General features: G+C 69.0%; 15 protein-coding genes and 1 pseudogene. 11 read left to right on the top strand and 5 right to left on the bottom strand.

The annotated features are described in order from the left end of the window. Positions 1-23: 23 nt before the first annotated feature. Positions 24-383 (bottom strand): GntR family transcriptional regulator, encoded by a 360-nt coding sequence (locus tag ACWDU1_RS13815; protein WP_449998497.1) that lies wholly within the window; start codon positions 381-383, stop codon positions 24-26. A gap of 29 nt (positions 384-412) precedes the next feature. Further along, a complete protein-coding gene (locus tag ACWDU1_RS13810) occupies positions 413-1,678 on the bottom strand; it encodes an arginine deiminase (protein ID WP_449998496.1) in 1,266 nt (421 codons plus the stop codon). Between the two features lie 128 nt (positions 1,679-1,806). Between ACWDU1_RS13810 and soxR the strand changes: the two genes are divergently transcribed. Further along, positions 1,807-2,379, top strand: a complete 573-nt coding sequence (soxR, locus tag ACWDU1_RS13805) for a redox-sensitive transcriptional activator SoxR (protein ID WP_449998494.1) — start codon at positions 1,807-1,809, stop codon at positions 2,377-2,379. Here the strand turns inward: soxR and ACWDU1_RS13800 are convergent. Further along, positions 2,303-3,214 carry an SDR family oxidoreductase gene (locus tag ACWDU1_RS13800; RefSeq protein ID WP_449998492.1) on the bottom strand — a complete coding sequence of 304 codons (912 nt, stop codon included), beginning with the start codon at positions 3,212-3,214 and terminating at the stop codon, positions 2,303-2,305. The genes soxR and ACWDU1_RS13800 overlap by 77 nt on opposite strands. 118 nt (positions 3,215-3,332) lie before the next feature. After that, positions 3,333-5,495, bottom strand: coding sequence for a hypothetical protein (locus ACWDU1_RS13795; protein ID WP_449998490.1), 2,163 nt, complete (start codon positions 5,493-5,495; stop codon positions 3,333-3,335). Between ACWDU1_RS13795 and ACWDU1_RS13790 the strand changes: the two genes are divergently transcribed. The 8 genes and pseudogenes from ACWDU1_RS13790 (at position 5,494) to ACWDU1_RS13755 (ending at position 14,667) form a co-directional block, all read left to right on the top strand. Then, on the top strand, positions 5,494-5,802 hold the full coding sequence (locus ACWDU1_RS13790) for a hypothetical protein (RefSeq protein ID WP_449998489.1): 309 nt from the start codon (positions 5,494-5,496) through the stop codon (positions 5,800-5,802). The two genes, ACWDU1_RS13795 and ACWDU1_RS13790, sit on opposite strands and share 2 nt — an antisense overlap. A 68-nt stretch (positions 5,803-5,870) precedes the next feature. Further along, positions 5,871-6,314 (top strand): GyrI-like domain-containing protein, encoded by a 444-nt coding sequence (locus ACWDU1_RS13785; protein WP_449998487.1) that lies wholly within the window; start codon positions 5,871-5,873, stop codon positions 6,312-6,314. Beyond that, on the top strand, positions 6,311-6,766 hold the full coding sequence (locus ACWDU1_RS13780; protein ID WP_449998485.1) for an effector binding domain-containing protein: 456 nt from the start codon (positions 6,311-6,313) through the stop codon (positions 6,764-6,766). The genes ACWDU1_RS13785 and ACWDU1_RS13780 overlap by 4 nt, the downstream gene beginning before the upstream one ends. 272 nt (positions 6,767-7,038) lie before the next feature. After that, entirely contained in the window at positions 7,039-7,812 is a 774-nt protein-coding gene (locus ACWDU1_RS13775; protein ID WP_449998483.1) for a hypothetical protein, read from the top strand. Beyond that, positions 7,802-9,952, top strand: a complete 2,151-nt coding sequence (locus tag ACWDU1_RS13770; protein WP_449998481.1) for an Rv1355c family protein — start codon at positions 7,802-7,804, stop codon at positions 9,950-9,952. Before ACWDU1_RS13775 ends, ACWDU1_RS13770 begins: the two co-directional genes overlap by 11 nt. 67 nt (positions 9,953-10,019) lie before the next feature. Continuing rightward, positions 10,020-11,833 (top strand): annotated as a pseudogene (locus ACWDU1_RS13765) (bifunctional diguanylate cyclase/phosphodiesterase). Between the two features lie 90 nt (positions 11,834-11,923). Next, a complete protein-coding gene (locus ACWDU1_RS13760; protein ID WP_449998479.1) occupies positions 11,924-13,051 on the top strand; it encodes a glycosyltransferase in 1,128 nt (375 codons plus the stop codon). Positions 13,052-13,266: 215 nt separating this feature from the next. Beyond that, on the top strand, positions 13,267-14,667 hold the full coding sequence (locus ACWDU1_RS13755) for a hypothetical protein (RefSeq protein ID WP_449998477.1): 1,401 nt from the start codon (positions 13,267-13,269) through the stop codon (positions 14,665-14,667). A 29-nt stretch (positions 14,668-14,696) separates the two neighbouring features. Here the strand turns inward: ACWDU1_RS13755 and ACWDU1_RS13750 are convergent, their stop codons facing one another. After that, positions 14,697-15,155, bottom strand: a complete 459-nt coding sequence (locus ACWDU1_RS13750; protein ID WP_449998475.1) for a hypothetical protein — start codon at positions 15,153-15,155, stop codon at positions 14,697-14,699. 573 nt (positions 15,156-15,728) lie between these two features. Here ACWDU1_RS13750 and ACWDU1_RS13745 point away from each other — a divergent pair. Further along, a complete protein-coding gene (locus tag ACWDU1_RS13745; protein ID WP_449998473.1) occupies positions 15,729-16,322 on the top strand; it encodes a hypothetical protein in 594 nt (197 codons plus the stop codon). A 9-nt stretch (positions 16,323-16,331) separates the two neighbouring features. Further along, the coding region (locus ACWDU1_RS13740; protein ID WP_449998472.1) for a DEAD/DEAH box helicase at positions 16,332-18,873 on the top strand (2,542 nt) is incomplete at its 3' end.

Below are 18,873 nucleotides of genomic sequence, written 5' to 3'. Positions count from 1 at the left end.
CGCGCGGCGAAGCCGCGCCAATATCACGTAGCCAATGCCGCCTGCACGTAGTTGATCGCGGCCGCGGCATCCAACCCCAGCCGGCGGATGGTGGCGACGTATTCGGAGGCCGCCCGGCCGGCCGCGTCGGCGGTGGGATCGCCGGAGGAGGCGATGAACGACCCGAGCCGGCCGCGGGTCTCGAGTACCCCGTCCTGTTCCAGTTCCCGGTAGGCGCGGGCGACCGTGTTGGGGGCCAGGCCGAGCTGGGTGGCCAGGGCCCGGACGGTCGGGATCTTGGTACCGGCGGCGAGTTCCCCGGCCCGGACCCGGGCGATGACGGCGAGCCGTAGTTGTTCGTAGGGTGGGACGCCCGAATCGTGCGACACCGTGATCTCGAACATGGCTCGTTCTTACCGCATCCGGCGGGTTTTCATAGCGGATCCCGGGCAAGCGGGCAGGACAGGCAGCGTGGCCCGCCGCGCCCGGATCCGAGTTCGGAGCCGGGGATGGGCAGTACCTCGATGCCGGAGTCCGTCAGCCGGGCGTTGGTCATCTCGTTGCGTTCGTAGGCCACCACGACACCGGGGGCCAGGGCGAGGGTGTTGTTGCCGTCGTCCCACTGTTCGCGTTCCGCGGTGACCCCGTCGAGCCCGGTATCGATCACTCGCAGTTTCCCGATTCCCATGGCGGCCGCCGCGGCCGGTAGGAAGGGGTCGGGTCCGGTCACCACGCAGCCGCCGGCATCGTCGTCGGGGCGCAGGGTGTAGGCGGTGAGGCTTTCGCGCACACCCGGGTACATGACGACCGCGTCGGTGTCGACCATGGTGCACACGGTGTCCAGATGCATGGTGGCCCGGTTCTGCGCGATCGGCACCACCAGCACCGTATGTGCCAGCCGATCGTCGAAGAGGCTGCGCGCCAGTGCCTCCGCACCGGCCGGTGAGGTGCGCTCGCCGACTCCCACCGCCACCACTCCGGGTGCCAGCAGCAGCACGTCGCCGCCCTCGATCGGGGCGGTATGCGATTCGTAGGCCCGCCGCACCCCGAGGAAACGTGGATGGAAGGCGTAGACGAGGTCGGTGAGTGAGGTCTCCCGGGCCCGGGCCGGCAGCGCCAGCGCGGTGATGGCCACTTTCGGCCCGATCCAGAACGAGGAGTCCCGGGTGAACAGGAGATTGGGCAGCGGGTCGATCACGAAGTCACCGCCGTGGTGCATCCGCCGGACCAGTGAGGTGTTGTCGGCGGCGAACGGCAGTTCGTCGAAGGTCATACCCGCCATGAGGATCCGGGCCAGCTCGGGGGCGGGTACTCCGCGCAGATGGGCGGCGAGATCCCCGGCGAGGGTGTGCCCGAGCCGGCGGGTGTGCACGGCCGCCGAAATGCCCTGGATCCGCGCGGCGCCGCTGACCGCGAGGGTTTCGGTGAGTGCGTCGGCGAGCAGCACCACTTCCACGCCGTGTTCCCGCAGCACTCCGGCGAAGAGGTCGTGTTCTTGCTGGGCCCGTTCCACCCAGGGGATTCCGTCGAACAGCAGCTGGTCGTTGTTGCGGGGGGTCAGCCGGCGGAGTTCGTCGCCGGGGCGGTGCAGCAGTACCGCACGCAGCCGGCCGACTTCGCTCGTGACCCCGTAGGGGGTGGCCGGGTTTCTCTCGTTCCGGGTGCGGGCGGCCGGTTCGGGAGCGGTTTCGGATCCCATGACCCGAGATTAGTGCGCGTCCGGGCGGCGGGCACGGCGGCGGCGCGAAAGTTCGCGGAGCAGTTGCCCCGTTTCCGCCCGCGCTCCCGTCAACCTGAAGTATTGTTCAGGATGAAGGAGGAGTATCGATGCCGACACCGGATTGGACCACCAAGGAACTGACGCCCGGCCAGCTTTCCGAGCGTAGCGGAGTCGCAGTGTCCGCGTTGCATTTCTACGAACGCGAAGGCCTCATCTCCAGCCGTCGGACCAGCGGAAATCAGCGTCGCTACACGCGTGAGACGCTGCGCCGGGTGGCATTCATCCGGATCTCCCAGCGCGTCGGGATCCCACTCAGCGATATCCGGGCCGCCCTGGACCGTTTGCCGGAAGGTCGCACACCCACCCGCCGCGATTGGGAGACGCTGTCCACGGCCTGGCGGGTCGACCTCGACGAACGGATAACCCAGCTGGTCCGGCTGCGCGACAATCTCACCGGCTGTATCGGCTGCGGATGCCTGTCACTCGGTAGCTGCAAACTCGTCAACGAGCACGACCGGCTGGGTGCCGAGGGTCCCGGCGCCCGCGTCCTCGACGTTCACCTCAACTGCCCGGACCCGGGCCTGCCGGACGCCTGCGATCCGCTCAGTGCGACTCCGGCGACTCCGGATCCGCGGTTGTGCGCACCGGATCCCGATTCACCGACTGCTTCAGCGTGCTGAACTGCTGATTGGCCTGCCGCATGACCAGTTCGTACGGGAAGGCGAATTTCCGCTTCCACCAGTAGCCGAACCGAATATCGAAGGAGCTGTACACCAGGAACCTGTTGCGCTCGATGCCCTTCAGGATCGCGGCGGCGACCTTCTCCGGCGCCACCGCGTGCCGGGTGAACAACGAGGTCACCTTCTGCACCCGGGGATGATCCTTGTCCACCCCGACCAGGTCGAAGGTCCGCACCAGCGGGGTCGCCACCGCACCTGGGGTCACCACATGGACCGAGATCCCGTGCTCGGCGAGTTCGAACCGCAGGACCTCGGACAGTCCCCGCAGACCGTATTTGCTGGCGCTGTAGGCGGCATGCCACGGCAGCGCCATCAGTCCGGCGGCGGAGGAGACGTTCACCAGGGCGCCGGGCCGGTCCGCGCGCACCATCGGCGGGACGAATCGCTCGATGACGTTGATCGGGCCCATCAGGTTGATATCGACCATCCGGCGCCAGTGCCGGATCTCCAGGCTGTCGACGGTGCCCCAGATCGAGGTCCCCGCCACGTTCATCACGATATCGAGACTGCCGAAACCCTCGTGCACGGCGGCGGCGAACTCGGCAACGGCGTCGTAGTCGGAGATATCGAGTGCCTTGGCCAGCAGTACCGTCCCGCCGTCGCGTTCGACCTCGGCGACGGTCGAGGCCAGCCCCTCGGCATCGATATCGGTGAGTACCAGTCGCGCCCCGCGGGCCGCGCAGGCCAGCGCGGTGGCCTTGCCGATCCCACTGGCAGCGCCTGTGATCAGCGTTTTCGCGTCTTTCACCGATTTCCTGCGGTCGACCCGCCCCATGCTGACACTCCCGATCGTCGGACTGCGCTGTCGGCTGAAGCGTACCGATCCGGGCGCGGCGCAGCACCAGGGAAACTCCCCACTCCCGCCGCGCGGGCCCGGCTGCCGGGCGCGATCGTCACAGATCCCAGGGGTCCATACCGAATTCGGGCACCGTGTGATCCAGGTTCGCCAGCCGCTTGACCGATGCCGCGACAGCCTCCCGGTTCACCGCCGTCGGGCTTGCCTCGTACACCCGCGTCAGAGCGAAATGCTCGGTGGCCAGCTGGTGCGCGATCGCGGTCCGGGTGTCGCGGCCGACCGAGTTCCATTCCTGGGGGGTGATGTGGGCACGCAGGGCCCGGTCGGAATCCCAGTGCTGCCGCACCCTGGCGATGAACTCCTGGTTCAGCGCGGCTCCGGGCGCCGGCGCCAGAGTGTGCCGGGCCAGGCTGTCGGCGTCGGTCACCGCCTGCGCCGCGAACGCGGTCTCGGCATCGGTTCCGGCATGGTTCGTCACCGCGTTCCCGGACGCGACCGCCTTCTGCAGCGGCCCGAACCCGTACGGATTACGCGACCGGGTCTCGTCACGCACCGAGCGCGCGCGCAGCGCCTGGTTCACCCGGTCGTGCGCCGCGCCGGCGTCCAGGAGGACCGCCGACATGTGCCGGTACGGCACCCGGTTGTTGTCGAGGTATTTGATCGCGCGCGAGAGCCCGAGTTCGGTTCCGATCCCACCCCATTCGTCGGCTTCCCGCCGCGCCAGCAGCCGCCAGTTCTGCCGGGACAGCGCGGACCACTGATGCCCCTCCAACCGGCTGTCCGCGGTGGCGATATTGACCCGGTCGCTGTGCATCTTGCCGAAGGCCAGCGGGCTCAGCGGGTTGACCGTGCGACCCACCAGCCAGGCCGTCAGCGGGGACGCGTTCACCGTATTGAGGGCCGCCAGCCCGGCGATCGTCCCGACGCCTCCCGATCCGCCGCTCTTACCGCCGCCTCCGCCCATGCCGAGCGCGGTACCGCCGGACCCACCACGGGCGCCCTGCAGCGTCGACGCGACCCGGTTGGTCACGAAACCGGAACCCCGGGTCAGCGCCTTGGACAGTCGTCCCAACTGGAGGACGGCGACGACCTGCACGATGGCCGCGATCACCAGGACCGCGACGACCTGGCCACGCGCCTGCTGGAAGAGATTGCCCAAGAACAGCAGGTAGACGCCGATGAAAACCGTATAGGCACACATCCGCGCCGCCGCGATTCCCGCGTTCACGAGATTGCGCACCAGGAAGGTCTGTGTGGGCCCGAAGACGAAACCACCGGCGGCGAACCCGAATATGGCCAGGAAACACTGGTAGATCGCGTCCAGCGCGGCCCGCATCAACCGCACCGACAGCACCACCGCGAACAGCAGCAGGACCGCGGCCGAGACCAGCAGCAGCAGGCCCGTGCCGATCTGCCCGACCCGCGGATGCGCGGCGGAGGCCGCCGCGGCGACATCGCCACAGTCGTCCAGTGCGCGACGGGTGCGATCGGTATCGCCGGCCGTCACCCCTGCCGACCACGCGTCCGCGCAGGCGGGATGGTTGTCGACGATATGCCCGAAATTCCAGACCTGCACCGGCCGGCGCGCGAAATTGTCGGCCATATCGCCCTGCATGGCCGCCAGTACAGGACCGGACTCGCGGGTGCCGGATCCGCCGAGTCCCGCGGCGACCGCCATTCCGACATCCCGTCCCTGGGAGAGCAGACCGTCGGAGTCCAGCACCGCCGACAGCGGCGCGGACAGGAACAGCGGCCCCAGGACAGAGACCGTCAGCAGGGTCAGCGTCTGGATCACGGCGCGGGCGGGGAATCCGCGCACGATGAACCAGGCCACGAAAAAGGCGCCGATACTCGCCGCGGTCACCAGCACCATCGGCGTGGCGAGCTGGGCGGACAGGGCGTCGGCGGTACCGCGTAGCGCCTCGGCGAACAGATCGAGCCAGGTGAATCCGAGCGCGAAGCCGATGAACCAGATCGCGGTGGTCACGATGATCATGTAGCCGACGAATTCCAGGCCCAGAACGGTCCATACGACCGTCGCGCCGGGGTCCAGCAGCCCGCCGTGGTCGGCGACGAATGCGTAATCCGCCAGCGAGACCCCGGCGGAGTCCCGGATATTCATCCAGGCAACGCCGTCCATGCGGCTCGTCGCGGTGGCGCCCGAACCGTCCTGTGCGAGGGCCACGGCCCCGAGCGCGCCGGGAAACACCCCCGCGAGCACGAAAACGGCGAGGCAGCGCCTCAGGACTCTGCCGATCATGCTGGCATTGGTAATGACGCCGGATGAAGTCCCGCTGAACGATCAATGGCGTATCACGCCTACACCGATGAACTACGGAACAATATCAGGTGCACCGGCCAGCGCTGGGAATAGCGGTAAAATGCGCGAATTACCTTGCGAAATAGCACTACTCGACAGTCACGCCGAATTCGATCGGCGAATACCGGCGGGTGGCGCGTACATTGCCGGGGAAGCCATGATGGCGGGCTGGGCACTCGCCCGTCCGCCTCGACCGGTCGCCACGCGCGCGGTCCGCGCGCGCACCGGCCCGCTCGCGGCCGGTTGATAACATGGCGACCCGGCCGACCAATCGGTCGGCTTGCCCACCAGGAGACATCTCGAAAGAGTCTTTCGATGCAGTTTGAAATCGTCGAGCGGGACGAGACGTGGGTCGCCGGGCTTCCGGTCCGCAGCCCCAAGCGAGCGCTCGGTGAGCTGCGCGACCGCGACCTCGAGGGCGCGTGGGCCTCGGTCCTGCACCACGAGCTCGGCGGTCCGCTGGCGACGGCCTATACGGACTACTCGCCCGACCTGGGCACCTACAACACTCAGATCGTCGGCTATCAGTGCGGCTCGTTCGACGAGGTCACGCGCGGACATCTGGTCGCGCGACTTCCGCGTGGCAGCTATGCGAAGTTCAGCTCGGTCGGTAACTTTCCGCAGATCATGATCAGTTTATGGGCGCAGATCGCGTACGCCGAGGAGAACAACCAGATCAAGCGGACCTTCTCCGGCGATTTCGAGTTCTACCCACATGCCTACAAGATCGACCTGTATCTGGCGGTAGAACCTCGATGAGCTACACGATCGTGGTACGCGGCGAGTCCGTGTACGCGGGCCTGGTGTTCCCCAAGGTCCGGCCCAGTTTCAAAGTGAGCAACAGCGAGCTCATCGAGTTCCTCAAGGACCGGCTCCGTGAACGCGCCGTGGAGAGTACCGAACCGGCCGATTCCGGGCGCCCGATGTACACGGTGTACGTCCGCACCCCCACCGGGACCTATAACGCGCTCGTCTGTTTCGAGTACGCCGAACCCGGCGCGGCCCAGATCGGCGACGTCCTCGTCCGGGTGCCGCGAGGCGTCTACGCGCGCTTCGTACCCAACGGCGACTATCACGACCCGGTCGAAGACGTATGGGCCCAGGTCGACGATGCCACGGCCTCCGCCGAGATCACGCGCGCCTATCGCGAGGAGATCGAAATCTGGCACGGTTCGGAATCGGTGGAGTTGTTCATCTCGATCACCGCCTGACATAACCGGCGGGCGCTCGTTGCCGACCGGTAACCAATGCAGAACCAACCGGTCTGATGGTAACTCCACATTCTGGAATCGACCGGCTTGACCTGCAATAACAAATCGGGCGCGAATCAGTTTCCGGAAGAGTAACCAGAGTTCTGGTCAATTGTGTTTCGATGACGGATACTGCACAGGGCACGCCGACGAGCCGGGGCGTCGGACGTGGCCTGGAGAACGAATAATCCGTGCGCCATCCACCGGGTGCACGGCGAAAGAGTAGGAACTGCATGGCTGTCGAAACAATCGCAGTCGGCCTGGAAGACCCGTGCCGCGGCCGCACTGCGGGATTTCGCGACAACGCATCCGGATACGAAATCTGCGTTACCACCCCGCACCGATCCCCCGAACTCTGGCGTAAATACCTGACCGGCGCCCGGGAGGCCTACCGCCACTTCGGCAACGAATCAGCGCTGGAATACGACAGCATCCGCGACGGCGCCTCCACCACACTGTTCTTCGCCGCCACCGACACGGCGGGCGAGGTGGTCGGCGGACTGCGGGTCCAGGGCCCGTACACCTGGGTCTCGGACGCGGCCTCGCTCGCCCCGTGGGCGGGCCGGCCCGGCGCCTCCGAACTGAGTCTGATGATGGCCCGGCGGATCCCGCGCGGAGTGGTCGAATCGCGAGCGGTATGGGTCGCCCGGGACGCGCCCCGGCGCCGCGAACTGGCCGCCGCGATATCGCGCTGCATGGCGCACGCGCCGCTGCTGCTGGACGCCCGCTACGGGTTCGCCACCGTCGCCTCGTTCACCACCGAACGGCATCGCGCCAGCGGCGGGGTTCTCGCCCAGCTGATCCCGCCGGTGCCCTATCCCGACGATCGTTACCAGACCCTGCCGATCTGGTGGGATACCCGGACATATCGCATATTTGCTGATAAGTTGCAGTATCTGCTGATGCGTGGTGAACTTCGCGCTATGGGATTAGCTGAGCCGCGGGCGAGGCGGTCGAATCGACCCTTCGGCCGTGGCGGGGAGGAATGCTACGCATATGGTCGGTGAGGCAGATCTCGGGGTGGAATACCGTCCACTGATCCTGAATCCGGGGGACCCCGACGACGAACGGGCACTCGCGGGGCTGCGCGCCACCCCGCATATCGAGATCAATGATCTGCGGGGGCTGCTGGCCACCGAATTCGACCGGCTCAACGATCCACCCGATACGGGGGAAACGGCCGCCGACGACCGCTGGGTCTACTACCCCTGGCGGCGCAGCGTCTTGGTGCTGCCCGGTCCCCGCACCTTCCGCGCGGTCCGGCTGGACCGCAACCGCAACAAGCTCACCCGGGCCGAACAGGAACGCCTGGCCACCCTGACGGTCGGCGTACTCGGCCAGAGTGTCGGCCACGCCATCGCCTACACCCTCGCGCAGGAGGGGGCCTGCGGCGCACTGCGACTGGCCGATTTCGACGAGCTCGAACTCTCCAATCTCAACCGCGTACCGGCCACCCTGTTCGATATCGCGGTGAACAAGGCGATCGTCACGGCCCGCCGGATCGCCGAACTCGATCCGTATCTGCCGGTGGAGGTGCGCGGCGCCGGTGTCGACGCCGATAGCGCCGACGAGTTCCTCGACGGGCTGGGAGTCGTTGTGGAGGAATGCGACTCCCTCGATATCAAACTGCTCATCCGGGAAGCGGCCCGGCGTCGGCGGCTCCCACTGATCATGGAGACCAGCGATCGCGGGCTCCTCGATGTGGAGCGTTTCGACCTCGAGCCCGAACGCGTCCCGTTCCACGGCCTGCTCGGCGATACCGCGGCCGAACAACTGCGCGGCCTGTCCACCCGCGACAAGGCCCCCTACGTGGTGGGCCTGCTCGGCGCCCGCGATCTGTCGGCCCGGATGGCGGGCAGTCTGGTCGAGGTCGGTGAGACCTTGAACAGCTGGCCGCAGCTCGGCGGTGACGTGGCGCTGGGCGCGGCCAGTGTCGCCACCGCCGTCCGCCGGATCGGCCTGGGCCGGCCGTTGCGGTCGGGCCGCACCCGCCTCGATGTGGAGCAGGCGCTGGACGGTCTGGCCGATCCCGATATCGATATCGAGATCTGCGACGCCGATGGCGAGGCCGGTGAGCCCCCGGCCGCGACCGTCGACCGCATCCTGGCCTGCGCCCAGCGCGCGCCCTCCGGCGGCAACATCCAGCCCTGGTCGCTGCGGGCCGTCGACGACGAGATCCGGATCCGGCTCGACACCCGGTACACCACCGCCATGGATATCGGCTACCGCGGCAGTGCCGTGGCCCTGGGAGCCGCCCTGTACAACGCCCGCGTCGCGGCGGCCGCGCACAATGCGCTCGGCCCGTACGAACTCCACGAGGACCCCGGCTCCGATATCCCGCTGACCGCGATCCTGCGGCCCGGCACCGGCACCGATCCGGTTCTCGCCGCCGATTACACCCACACGATGGCCCGCGAGACCAACCGCCGGCTCGGCTACGGCGGCCAGATACCCGCCGCGGTGCTCGACGGGCTCGCCTCGGCCGCCGCGGCGGAGGGCGCGCGGATACGGATGGTCACCGATTCGGCGGGCCTGCGGGAGGCGGCCACGGTGCTGGCCGAATCCGATCGCATCCGCTATCTCACGCCGCGGCTGCACCAGGAGATGTTCGCGGAGATGCGGCACCCCGGTGACGACCTGGCCGACGGTATCGACACCCGCTCGCTCGAACTGGCCCCCGACGAGCGGGTCGCTCTGCAGATCGGCCGACGCGCCGATGTGATGGCCCAGTTGCACAGCTGGTCGGCCGGGGCCGCACTGGGCGACTACGCGCGGGACAGAGTGCGCTCCAGCTCCGCGATCGTCGCGGTCACGTTCGACGGCGGAGCCGGGACAGAGTCCGCCGTATTGACCGGTTATGCCCGCGCCGGTGCCGCTGTCCAGCGGGTCTGGATCCACGCACAGCGGTCCGGCCTGGCGGTGCAGCCCATGTCCCCGGTCTTCTTGTTTTCCCGAACCCGTACCGAACTGGATGCGCTTTCGGCGGCATACGCGGATAGACTGTCCACACTTCAGGGTCGTTTCCTGGAAATACTGGACGTGCCGGAACATGAAAGCGTGGCGCTGGTATTACGCCTGAGTTACGCGGCAGCTGCCAGCGTGCGGAGCCGACGCCGCCCGGTAACGGGCGGGGACATCCGCGGATAGTGTGATCGGAGATCAGGTGCCTCGGCGGACACTCGACTCGCTGGTGACCGAAGTCGCCGCGGAGCTGATGGGCGTCGATTCGGCGACGATGGTATCGGCGACCGAGCAGGTTCTGGCGATGCTCATCGACTATTTCGATGTCGATTTCAGCTACCTCCGCCACAACGATCCCAAGAACCGCGCCACCGTCCTGGTCGCCCCGAATGGCCGCCCCGCCAGGACGTGCCCGAACCCGATCCGCTCAAGGTCGTGTATTTCGACCAGGCCGATTCGGTGTTCAAATCGCTCGAACACGCCACCGAACCCTTTTTGATCCCGGCCAGCGCCGCCGACTACCAGCAGACGATCCATTCCGCGTCGGGGCTGGGCGATATCAGCTCCGCGGCCGTCCCCCTGGTCTCCCGGGGCCGCTCGACCGGCCTGCTCGGGTTCGTCAAGGTCGGCGACCGCGACTGGAGCACCCGCGAACTGAACGTCCTCAAGGCCATCGCCACCCTCTTCGCGCAGTTACAGGCCCGGGTGGAGGCCGAGGAGCAGTTGCGTTTCATCGCCCTGCACGACGATCTGACCGGTCTGGCCAACCGCCGCGCCCTGCTCGAACATATGGAGCAGCGCCTGAAACCGGGCAGCCCCGGCCCGGTCGCGGCCTTCTTCCTGGACCTCGACCGGCTCAAGGCTCTCAACGATTTCCTCGGCCACACCGCAGGCGACAAATTCATCCGGACCCTGTCCGAACGGCTGCGCGAGAACCTCGACCCCCACGATATGATCGCCCGCCTCGGCGGTGACGAGTTCGTGATCGTGCCCGCCAAACCCATCGACACCGTGGCCGCCGAACACGAGGCGACGCGGATCCAGGAGCTGATCAGCCGCCGCGTCACCGTGGGCGGGGAATCCGTCAGCCGCGGGGCCAGCGTCGGCGTCGCCGTCGGCATCCCGGGCGAGACCACGGTCTCCGACATCATGCGCCGAGCCGATCACGCCCTGCTGTCGGCCAAATCCGGCGGCGGCAACGGCGTCGCCCTGTTCACCGACGCCATGCGCGCCCAGTTCGAACTCCAGGACGATGTCGAGCTCAACCTGCGCGGCGCGGTCTCCGACGGCTCGCTGGTCCTGCACTATCAGCCCGAGGTCGATCTGCGCACGGGCCGGATCGTGGCCATGGAGGCGCTGGTGCGCTGGGAGCATCCCACCCGCGGCCTGCTGCCACCCGGCGCGTTCGTCACCGTCGCCGAGGCCACCAATCTCGCCGGTGAGCTGGGCCGGTGGGTTATCCGCACCGCCTGCGCGCAGTTCGCGCAGTGGCGGCGGCAGGGACTGGCCACGAATATGGTCATGCGGATCAACGTCTCCCCGGTGCAGCTGGTGAGCCTGGACTTCGTGGAACGTATCGAGGATGTGCTCCGGCAGTTCGGGATCGACGGCAGTTCGATCTGCCTGGAGATCACCGAACACGTGGTGGTCCAGGATCTGGCCCGCACCCAGGTCACCCTGCGCGGTCTCAAACGAATGGGCGTCCAGATCGCCATCGACGATTTCGGGACCGGCTACTCCTCGCTGTCGCATCTGAAGGCGCTGCCGGTGGACGCGGTCAAGATCGACCGCGGTTTCGTGCAGCGGCTGGGTGCCAGTACCGACGATCTGGCCATCGTGAAATCGATCATCGGACTGGCCGGATCGTTCGGTCTCGGTGTCGTCGGTGAGGGTGTGGAGACCCCGGTCGCGGCCCGCACCCTGGTCGGGCTGGGCTGCTATCGCGCCCAGGGTTTCCTCATCGCCCGGCCACTGCCCGCCGACGAGGTCGGCGAGCACCTGACCGTCGGGCGAATCCCGCTCAACCTCGATCTGCCCCGGGTGGGCCGGGGACCGGCCGCCCAGTAGCGGCCGGGCGAACAAGAAAACACCGTCCGTTCACCGGGGATTCAGCGGCCCGGTTCCACCGGGCACCCGGCCCCGGTCACGATCGGCGACGTGCGCATTGTGCAACTGGCGAATTTCTACGGTCCGCGCTCGGGCGGGTTGCGGACCGCGCTGCATCATCTCGGTGAGGGGTATGTGGCCGCCGGGCACGAGGTGGTACTGATCGTCCCCGGGCGGCGGCGCGCCGAGGAAACCCTGCCGACGGGGGTCCGGCGGATCACCCTGCCGGCCGTCCGGATCCCGTGGACCGGCGGGTACCGGGCCGCCGAACCACGCCGGGTGGCCGATGTGCTGACCGGTCTGCGCCCGGATGTGCTCGAGGTTTCGGACCGGCTGACTCTGCGCGGTTTCGGCCGGTGGGCCCGCCGCCGGGACATCACCGGGGTGATGATCTCCCACGAACGGCTGGACCGGCTGCTGGGCCAGATCATGCCGGACCGCTACGCGCGGCACTGCGCCGATATCGCCAACCGCCGCACCGCCGCCGACTACGACCGGGTGGTATGCACCACCGAGTTCGCCCGGGCCGAATTCCGGCGTATCGACGCCCCCAATGTCGAGATGGTGCCGCTCGGGGTCGATCTGGACCTGTTCAGCCCACGGCGCCACGATCTCGGACTGCGGGCCGACCTCGGACTGCCGGGGCAGCCGCTGCTCGTGCACTGCGGCCGGTTGTCGGTGGAGAAACGCGCCGACCGCAGTATCGATGCCATCGCCGAACTCCGCCGCGCCGGTGTCGACGCCCGATTGGTGGTGGCCGGTGACGGCCCCCGCCGCGACGCCCTGGAACGTCTGGCCCGGGGCCTGCCCGCACTCCCCGGCGGAATGCCGGCGGTGCATTTCACCGGGTTCATCAGCGACCGGACCGATGTGGCGACCCTGCTGGCGACCGCGGATATCTCCCTGGCGCCCGGCCCACACGAAACCTTCGGGCTGGCCGCGCTGGAGGCGCTGGCCGCGGGGACCCCGGTGGTGGCCAGCCGGTCCTCGGCCCTGGCCGATATCGTCGTCGGCGACTGCGGCGCCGTCGCCGACGACGATCCGGCGGCATTCGCGAACGCGGTCACCGATGTGCTCGCCCGACCGGCCGCGCAGCGGCGGGGCGCGGCCCGTGAACGGGCCGAACAGTTCACCTGGCCGGCGGCGGTGTCGGGCATGCTGGCGGTACTCGACCGCTGACCAGCGGCGGCGGGCCGTAACCCGGGGCCGCCGGTCACTCTTGCCATGGTTGGCAATACAGGTGAATTGCGCTCGACCGCGCATTGCGCCATCTTCGATCGGAGCGCGATCCTGCCCGGCACGTCGCAGCGATTGCCGCTGGTGGCGCCGCGGCTCTCCGAGTGAGAGTGCGGAGGAACGCTTTGCGCAACGTTCCGCTGATATGGGAGTGAGCTGTGATCGATTCCCGGGGTGCGGAGCTGGCGGAGTTGGCCGATCGGATCGTCACCGGCCTGCGTGGAATCGCGCCGACGGGAGGGCAGCGGCTCACGGCCTCGTTCGCGATGACCGTTGTCGCCGAATCGGCGTTGTTCGTGGCCGATGACGGCGACGGCCCGGTCCGGTGTCAGGTGCCGGAGGCGATATGGGAGTCGGTGCGACACCACCGGCAACTATCGGCCGCGCTGGAAAACGGGCCGTGGTGGCGGATGACGGTCGACATCGATGCCGATGCGGCCGAGGTCGTCACCGATCGGGACGGGGAGCCGTTTCCCGGCGAGCAGTTGTTCGCACCGCAGGCGTATCTGGCCGACCTCGAACACTATCCCCGCAGCCGGCTACCTGTGTGGCTGGCCGCCTATATCGGACGCGGCGAACGTCAATCGCGTTCACCGCGCGCGGCCGCGGACGCTGTGCGCGCGGATCGGGAAGCGGACGTGCGGCCGACGCCCGTGACCGGCGAATTACCGGATCTGGCGGTCTTGTGGGCACGGTGGGCGGTGCTGGCCGCGGCCTTCGTGGCGGCCGGATCGGAACGGGGGCCGCGAATCGGCCCATCGGTGGCCATCTTCGAAAGCGCCGCACACAGCGGTTCGACGCTGACGCTGCTTCCCGGCGACCGGGCGGTGCTGTCGGGCGGTGTGTGGGATGCGCCGATACTGGATGCCGCCTACAACGGGCACGGCCCGATGCCGCGACTGTTCGCCGGTGCACCGGACTGGGTGGTCGACCCGGTGCTCAACCCGCGAGTGATAACCGGCATGCTGTCGTTCTGCTACTGGTGGGACCAGGGGCAGTGGTACCGCGGCGAATCCGCCCCGATCGCCGAATGCGCGGCGGCGATACCCGCGGTCTGGACGGCCGATACGGTGGCGAAGGTGGTGGCCGGCGTGCTGGAGGCGTCATCGCCGGATTCTGCCGAGCAACTCGTGGCGGCCGCGCAGGCGGCGGCGGTCACACGCGCCGCGATCACGCAGGTCGCGCGTAAGAATTCCGGGCTCGATATCGACGGCGCCCGGTTCCAGTTCGTGCTCGCCGATCTCATTGCGGGAGATGTCGCCGGAATTCACGAAACGGAGGCGCTGAACCTGGTCCGTGACCATATCCGCGGGCGTGGCGAAGACACGACCGGATACCCGCTGTCGACCTTGCGGGCGGATCGGATCAGCGTCGGCTGGATGGTGCGATCACCGGTGCCGGAGGGTGAGATAGCGCTCGACCGGGCGGTCTTCTATGTCGCGGACGACGGTGTCGTGGAGCGTTCGAGCTCATCGGTGCCCTTGTCCACCTTCCTCACCGACTTCGAGCGGCGGTTCCGGCTGCGGGTAGGCGGGCCTCCGGTCCGAGGTGGGAGATGAGCGGCGAATTTCGCTTGGACCCGGCCGACCTACGCGAACGCGGCGCGCGGCTGGCCGAGATCGCGGATCGGATGAGCCGGACCCACACCGGGCTGCAGGACTGCCTGGAACTGTCGGAAGGCAGCTGGGGTGACGACCATATGGGTCGCATGTTCGCCGAACAGTTCACACCGCACGCCGATCAAGTCGTGAAAACCGTGCAGGCGATGGCCGACCATCTGCACCGCACCGCGTCCGGAACCATCGGCGCCGCGGCAGAGTTCGATGATCAGGATGCCGACAACGCCGCACGGGTGACCGCCGCGGCCCGAGACCGGGATTCGCGATCGGATGGCCTCGCCGAGCCGCGCTCCGACGATGCCGCCGGCCTGGTCTCCCCGGTCGATACCCGGTGGCCGGGCACGTCCGATCCCGCCACGGTGCCGCCCACCCGAGATTCCGCGGGATATCCCGTCGGCATGGAACAAAGCCCGCCGGGTGGTCTGCACCCGCCCGGTGGTACACCGGCGCCGAACCTATCCCCGGGGCGGGCCGCACCGGATGACGGCCGGCAGGCGCAGGCGCCGTGGAGTCGTTCCCGGCCCGAATCCGCTCCGGCGGCCAACGGGCCGGCCGATCCCACCGGCGGGCGATCTCCATCGTCGGCAACCCCACAGTCCTCCGCAGTATCTCCCCCGCCCGCCTCCGCGGTATCTCCCCCACCCGGCCGGCCGAACGCACCTCGAGGGCCGGGGGCGCCGACCGGCAATCCCGCCGCCGCGACACCGGGGCCGCGGCGCGACACCCCGTGGACCGAGCAGCCCGCGCGGACGCCCGGCCCGGCCCAGGCGCCGGGCTCACCGGGAAGACCCGGTACTCCCGGAGGCGCTGGTGCACCCGGTGGCTCCAATTCATCCGAGAACTCACCGGCGAGCCCTCGGCCCGGTTCCCCACCGCGACCGAACGCCGCGGCGGGAGACAAGCCCGGCGAATCCGACCGGCCCGCCCGCCGCGCGCGGCCCGCACCCGACCCTGAGATCGAACGGCTGGCACGCGAGTTGGCCGAGCGACACGATGTCCAGGTGACCGGGTTCGATGCACCCGGCCTCCGGCTTCCCGCGGTACAGGCCTTCCTGACCGCGGTGGACCGGGTGCTCACCGGCTATCCGATGATCACGCTGGAAATCGTGGCGGTGGCCGAGCTCGACAACGAACCCGAGACGGTGCGGTGGACTTGTGAGCCCCACGAGAGGCAGGCCGGCACCAGGTCGATAACGCTCGACCGGCGCGCCGCACGACAACCGGAAGTACCGGCCGAAACCGTGGACCCGGCCGAACCGGCGGCATCGCCTGTCTATCCGGCGACCCTGCGGGCCTTCGGCCGCGCCTTCGATGCCGCCGGTGGCGGTGTCGCGCGTAGGCAGGCGCAACGTGTCCTGATCGCGGAGTACCTGCGTACCCGGCCGCAACCGCACCCGACGCTCGCCGAGGCGGTGCGTGGATATCGGCTGTGGCGCGCCGAATTGGCAGGAAGCCCCAGCACGCCGGGCACTTTCGATCTGGACGAGGCGCTGGGGGTGGCGTTCGCGGAAGTGGTCCAGCACGGCGCGGCGGCGGGGATTCAGGCGCAACTGCTGCATGCGGTACTGGTCGCCGCGGCGGCCCCGCCGGAGTAGGCCCGGGCGATGGACGGTTCGCTGTTCAGCCCGGTCGTGGAGGTGCGGAACGCCTTCGAAAGCCTGCCGGGCTTCCTGCGCACACCGATCGAGATGGTGGCGTTCGGCGGCGAGCTTCCCCGCGCCGATATTTCCACGCTGCGCCGCATGGCCGCCGAATTGCGCACCCGCAGTGCCGAATTGGAGGGCTGCGCGACCGATATCGAAACTCTCTTGGCACAGGAGGATTCGGTAGGGCAGCTGGCGACGCAGCTACGCGAGACCTTGCGCTCATACCGGAAGAGCGCGGCCCGGCTCGGTGAGGACGTGAACGCTCTCGCCGATCAGGCGCAGGCGGCGGCCAATGACGCGGAGAAGTGGCTGTGCGTGATGTTCTCGTTCGGAATCCACCTGGCGTGGCGAATCTTCGGATTGATGAGCAGCGCCGCGGCGGCGGGTCCGGGCGGCGCGGTCGCGGCGGCGCCGGCGGTGGAGGGCATGCTGGTGGAGGGGCGCGTCAAGGTCGCCGTGATGCGCACCGGCCTGGAGCGGGCGATTCAGGCCGGTGGCGCGCGGACGGCCGCCCGGCTGAGCGGTATGAGCGCCGCGCAGTTCGCCACCATGCTGGGCAAGGCCGTCGCGCTGCCCGTGGGTGTCGACGCGGGAGTGCAGGCGATGCAGGTCGCCACCGGCGATCGGACCGCCGGCTTCATCGGGTCGGACGGCACAAATCCAACGGGTATCGATCTGACCTCGATCGGGGTCGCGGCCCTGGCGGGGGCGGGTGGAGCGACCGGCGGCATGGTCGCGGGCCGCGTCGCTCCGATGGTGTTTCCCCGGATCGAGAGCAGTCGCGTGGCCATGGGTCTGGTGCACGGCACGGCGGGCGCGATCGCGGGTCTGGGCGCGGCGTCGCTGGTCGCCGGGTGGCCGCAGCATTACACCCAAGTGCTGGGGCCCCTGCTCAACGGCGCCTTCGCCGGAGGCGTGTATGCCCGCGGCGCTGCCCGGCCCCCAGCGATCGACGGCGTCGGGACGTTCACACCGCCCGACGCGATCCCGGCCGGGCACGACGGGAGCGCGGCGGTCCGGCGCCCGATCGACGTGTCACCCGAATCGAAACGTGGGTGGGAGGCGGCCAAGCGCGCCTGGGCCGGGACTCCGGAAGCGACGCGGGCCGGAGGTGAGCGCGGCAGGGCAACCGCCGCGATCGCCCCCGAGTCGGTGGCCGCGGAGCAGCGAACACCCAGCGGACGGCCCGCATCCGTCTCGGCCGATCGGGCTGCCGCGGGGCCACCGGGATCGCAGACCGCTGCCCGGCCCCCGGCCTCCGAGACCGGCCCGGTACGCCCGGGAGCCAATTCCGAATCGGCCGCTCCGGTCCAGCGCTCGAATCCAGACAAGGCGGCTACTACCGAGAAGACGGCAGCACCGCGATCGGTCGCGGCCGTGGGAGAAACCGCGCCGCCGCCGAAAATTCCGGAGAACAGTACGCCACGGCCCGCCGGCGGCCTTCCCGAAAGGCCGGGCACCCCGGGCGAACAGGTCGCGCAGGCGAAGACCGAGCACAACCCGTCCGGAGAACGCACCGCCGTCGCCGACGGTGACGGCAACCAGGCTCCGGCACGGACCCAGCCGGCCGCCGACGGCGATTCGGGATCACCGCCGGGCGTTCGCGACGACAGCGGATCGCCGGTCGACGGCGAGCAGGCGCCCCCGCAACGCGAGACGACTACCGACGGCACCGGTCCGGACGGCACCGGCGAGACCGCCGGACCGCGCAGCGATCGTGATCGGGCAGTCGATCTGCTGACCGATTTCCATTCGAGTTCCGGTGAGCACATCCCGGAGAGTCAGCGCCTGCACAACCTTCCGGACGAGGTGGTGCGGGCGGGACTGTTCGACAGCGATCCGCACCAGTCGATGCTCGCCACCATGGAATTCATCCGGCGCGGCACGGTCAGCGACGCGGTGCCGGGAGGAATGGTGCTGCGGGTCGAGCAGGTGGAGGCGGTATTCGCGCTGGCCTCACGGCCGGTGGAAATGAAACCGGGCGAGGGCAAATCGCTGGTGTTCACCGCCGCGGCGATACAACGCGCGGTGCACAACGATTCGGTTCTGCTCGTGACCACGACCGACGGGCTGGCCAATCGAGAGGTGGTCAAGTACCAGAAGTTGCTGAGCGGGTCCGGGATCGACGTATTCCGGGCCGATCAGCACAGTGGCTTCGGGCCGATCACCGAGGGTCGCCCGGCGATCGTCGTCGCGACCGGCGAGACGGTCGGGCATTTGGCCAATGCCGGCCACCGGCCACCGCGACATGTGCTGATCGACGAGATCGACGGAATCATCGACCGCGGGGAACGGCAGTTCCTCCGATCCGAAGGTGCCGAGCAGGCCGCCCCGGAGGCAACGGCCCAGCAGGTGTTCGCCGCACACGACTTCCTGGCCGACGCGCTGGCGAACCGGTCGTTGTCGCATACGGATTTCGGCCTCACCCGAATCGCGGAGGAGGTCGGCGTCCATCCGGACGGCACACCCGAGGTCAAGTACTGGTACGACGGGCAACCCG

This window comes from Nocardia sp. NPDC003345 (genome assembly GCF_053589395.1).
This window is presented reverse-complemented; position numbering and strand designations above follow the sequence as displayed.

Excerpts from the sequence above, each read along its gene's own strand:
- ACWDU1_RS13815 (WP_449998497.1), bottom strand. The coding sequence starts at position 383 with ATGTTCGAGATCACGGTGTCGCACGATTCGGGCGTCCCACCCTACGAA.
- ACWDU1_RS13775 (WP_449998483.1), top strand. The coding sequence starts at position 7,039 with ATGGCTGTCGAAACAATCGCAGTCGGCCTGGAAGACCCGTGCCGCGGC.
- ACWDU1_RS13780 (WP_449998485.1), top strand. The coding sequence starts at position 6,311 with ATGAGCTACACGATCGTGGTACGCGGCGAGTCCGTGTACGCGGGCCTG.
- ACWDU1_RS13790 (WP_449998489.1), top strand. The coding sequence starts at position 5,494 with ATGCTGGCATTGGTAATGACGCCGGATGAAGTCCCGCTGAACGATCAA.
- ACWDU1_RS13785 (WP_449998487.1), top strand. The coding sequence starts at position 5,871 with ATGCAGTTTGAAATCGTCGAGCGGGACGAGACGTGGGTCGCCGGGCTT.
- ACWDU1_RS13810 (WP_449998496.1), bottom strand. The coding sequence starts at position 1,678 with ATGGGATCCGAAACCGCTCCCGAACCGGCCGCCCGCACCCGGAACGAG.
- ACWDU1_RS13770 (WP_449998481.1), top strand. The coding sequence starts at position 7,802 with ATGGTCGGTGAGGCAGATCTCGGGGTGGAATACCGTCCACTGATCCTG.
- ACWDU1_RS13800 (WP_449998492.1), bottom strand. The coding sequence starts at position 3,214 with ATGGGGCGGGTCGACCGCAGGAAATCGGTGAAAGACGCGAAAACGCTG.
- soxR (WP_449998494.1), top strand. The coding sequence starts at position 1,807 with ATGCCGACACCGGATTGGACCACCAAGGAACTGACGCCCGGCCAGCTT.
- ACWDU1_RS13795 (WP_449998490.1), bottom strand. The coding sequence starts at position 5,495 with ATGATCGGCAGAGTCCTGAGGCGCTGCCTCGCCGTTTTCGTGCTCGCG.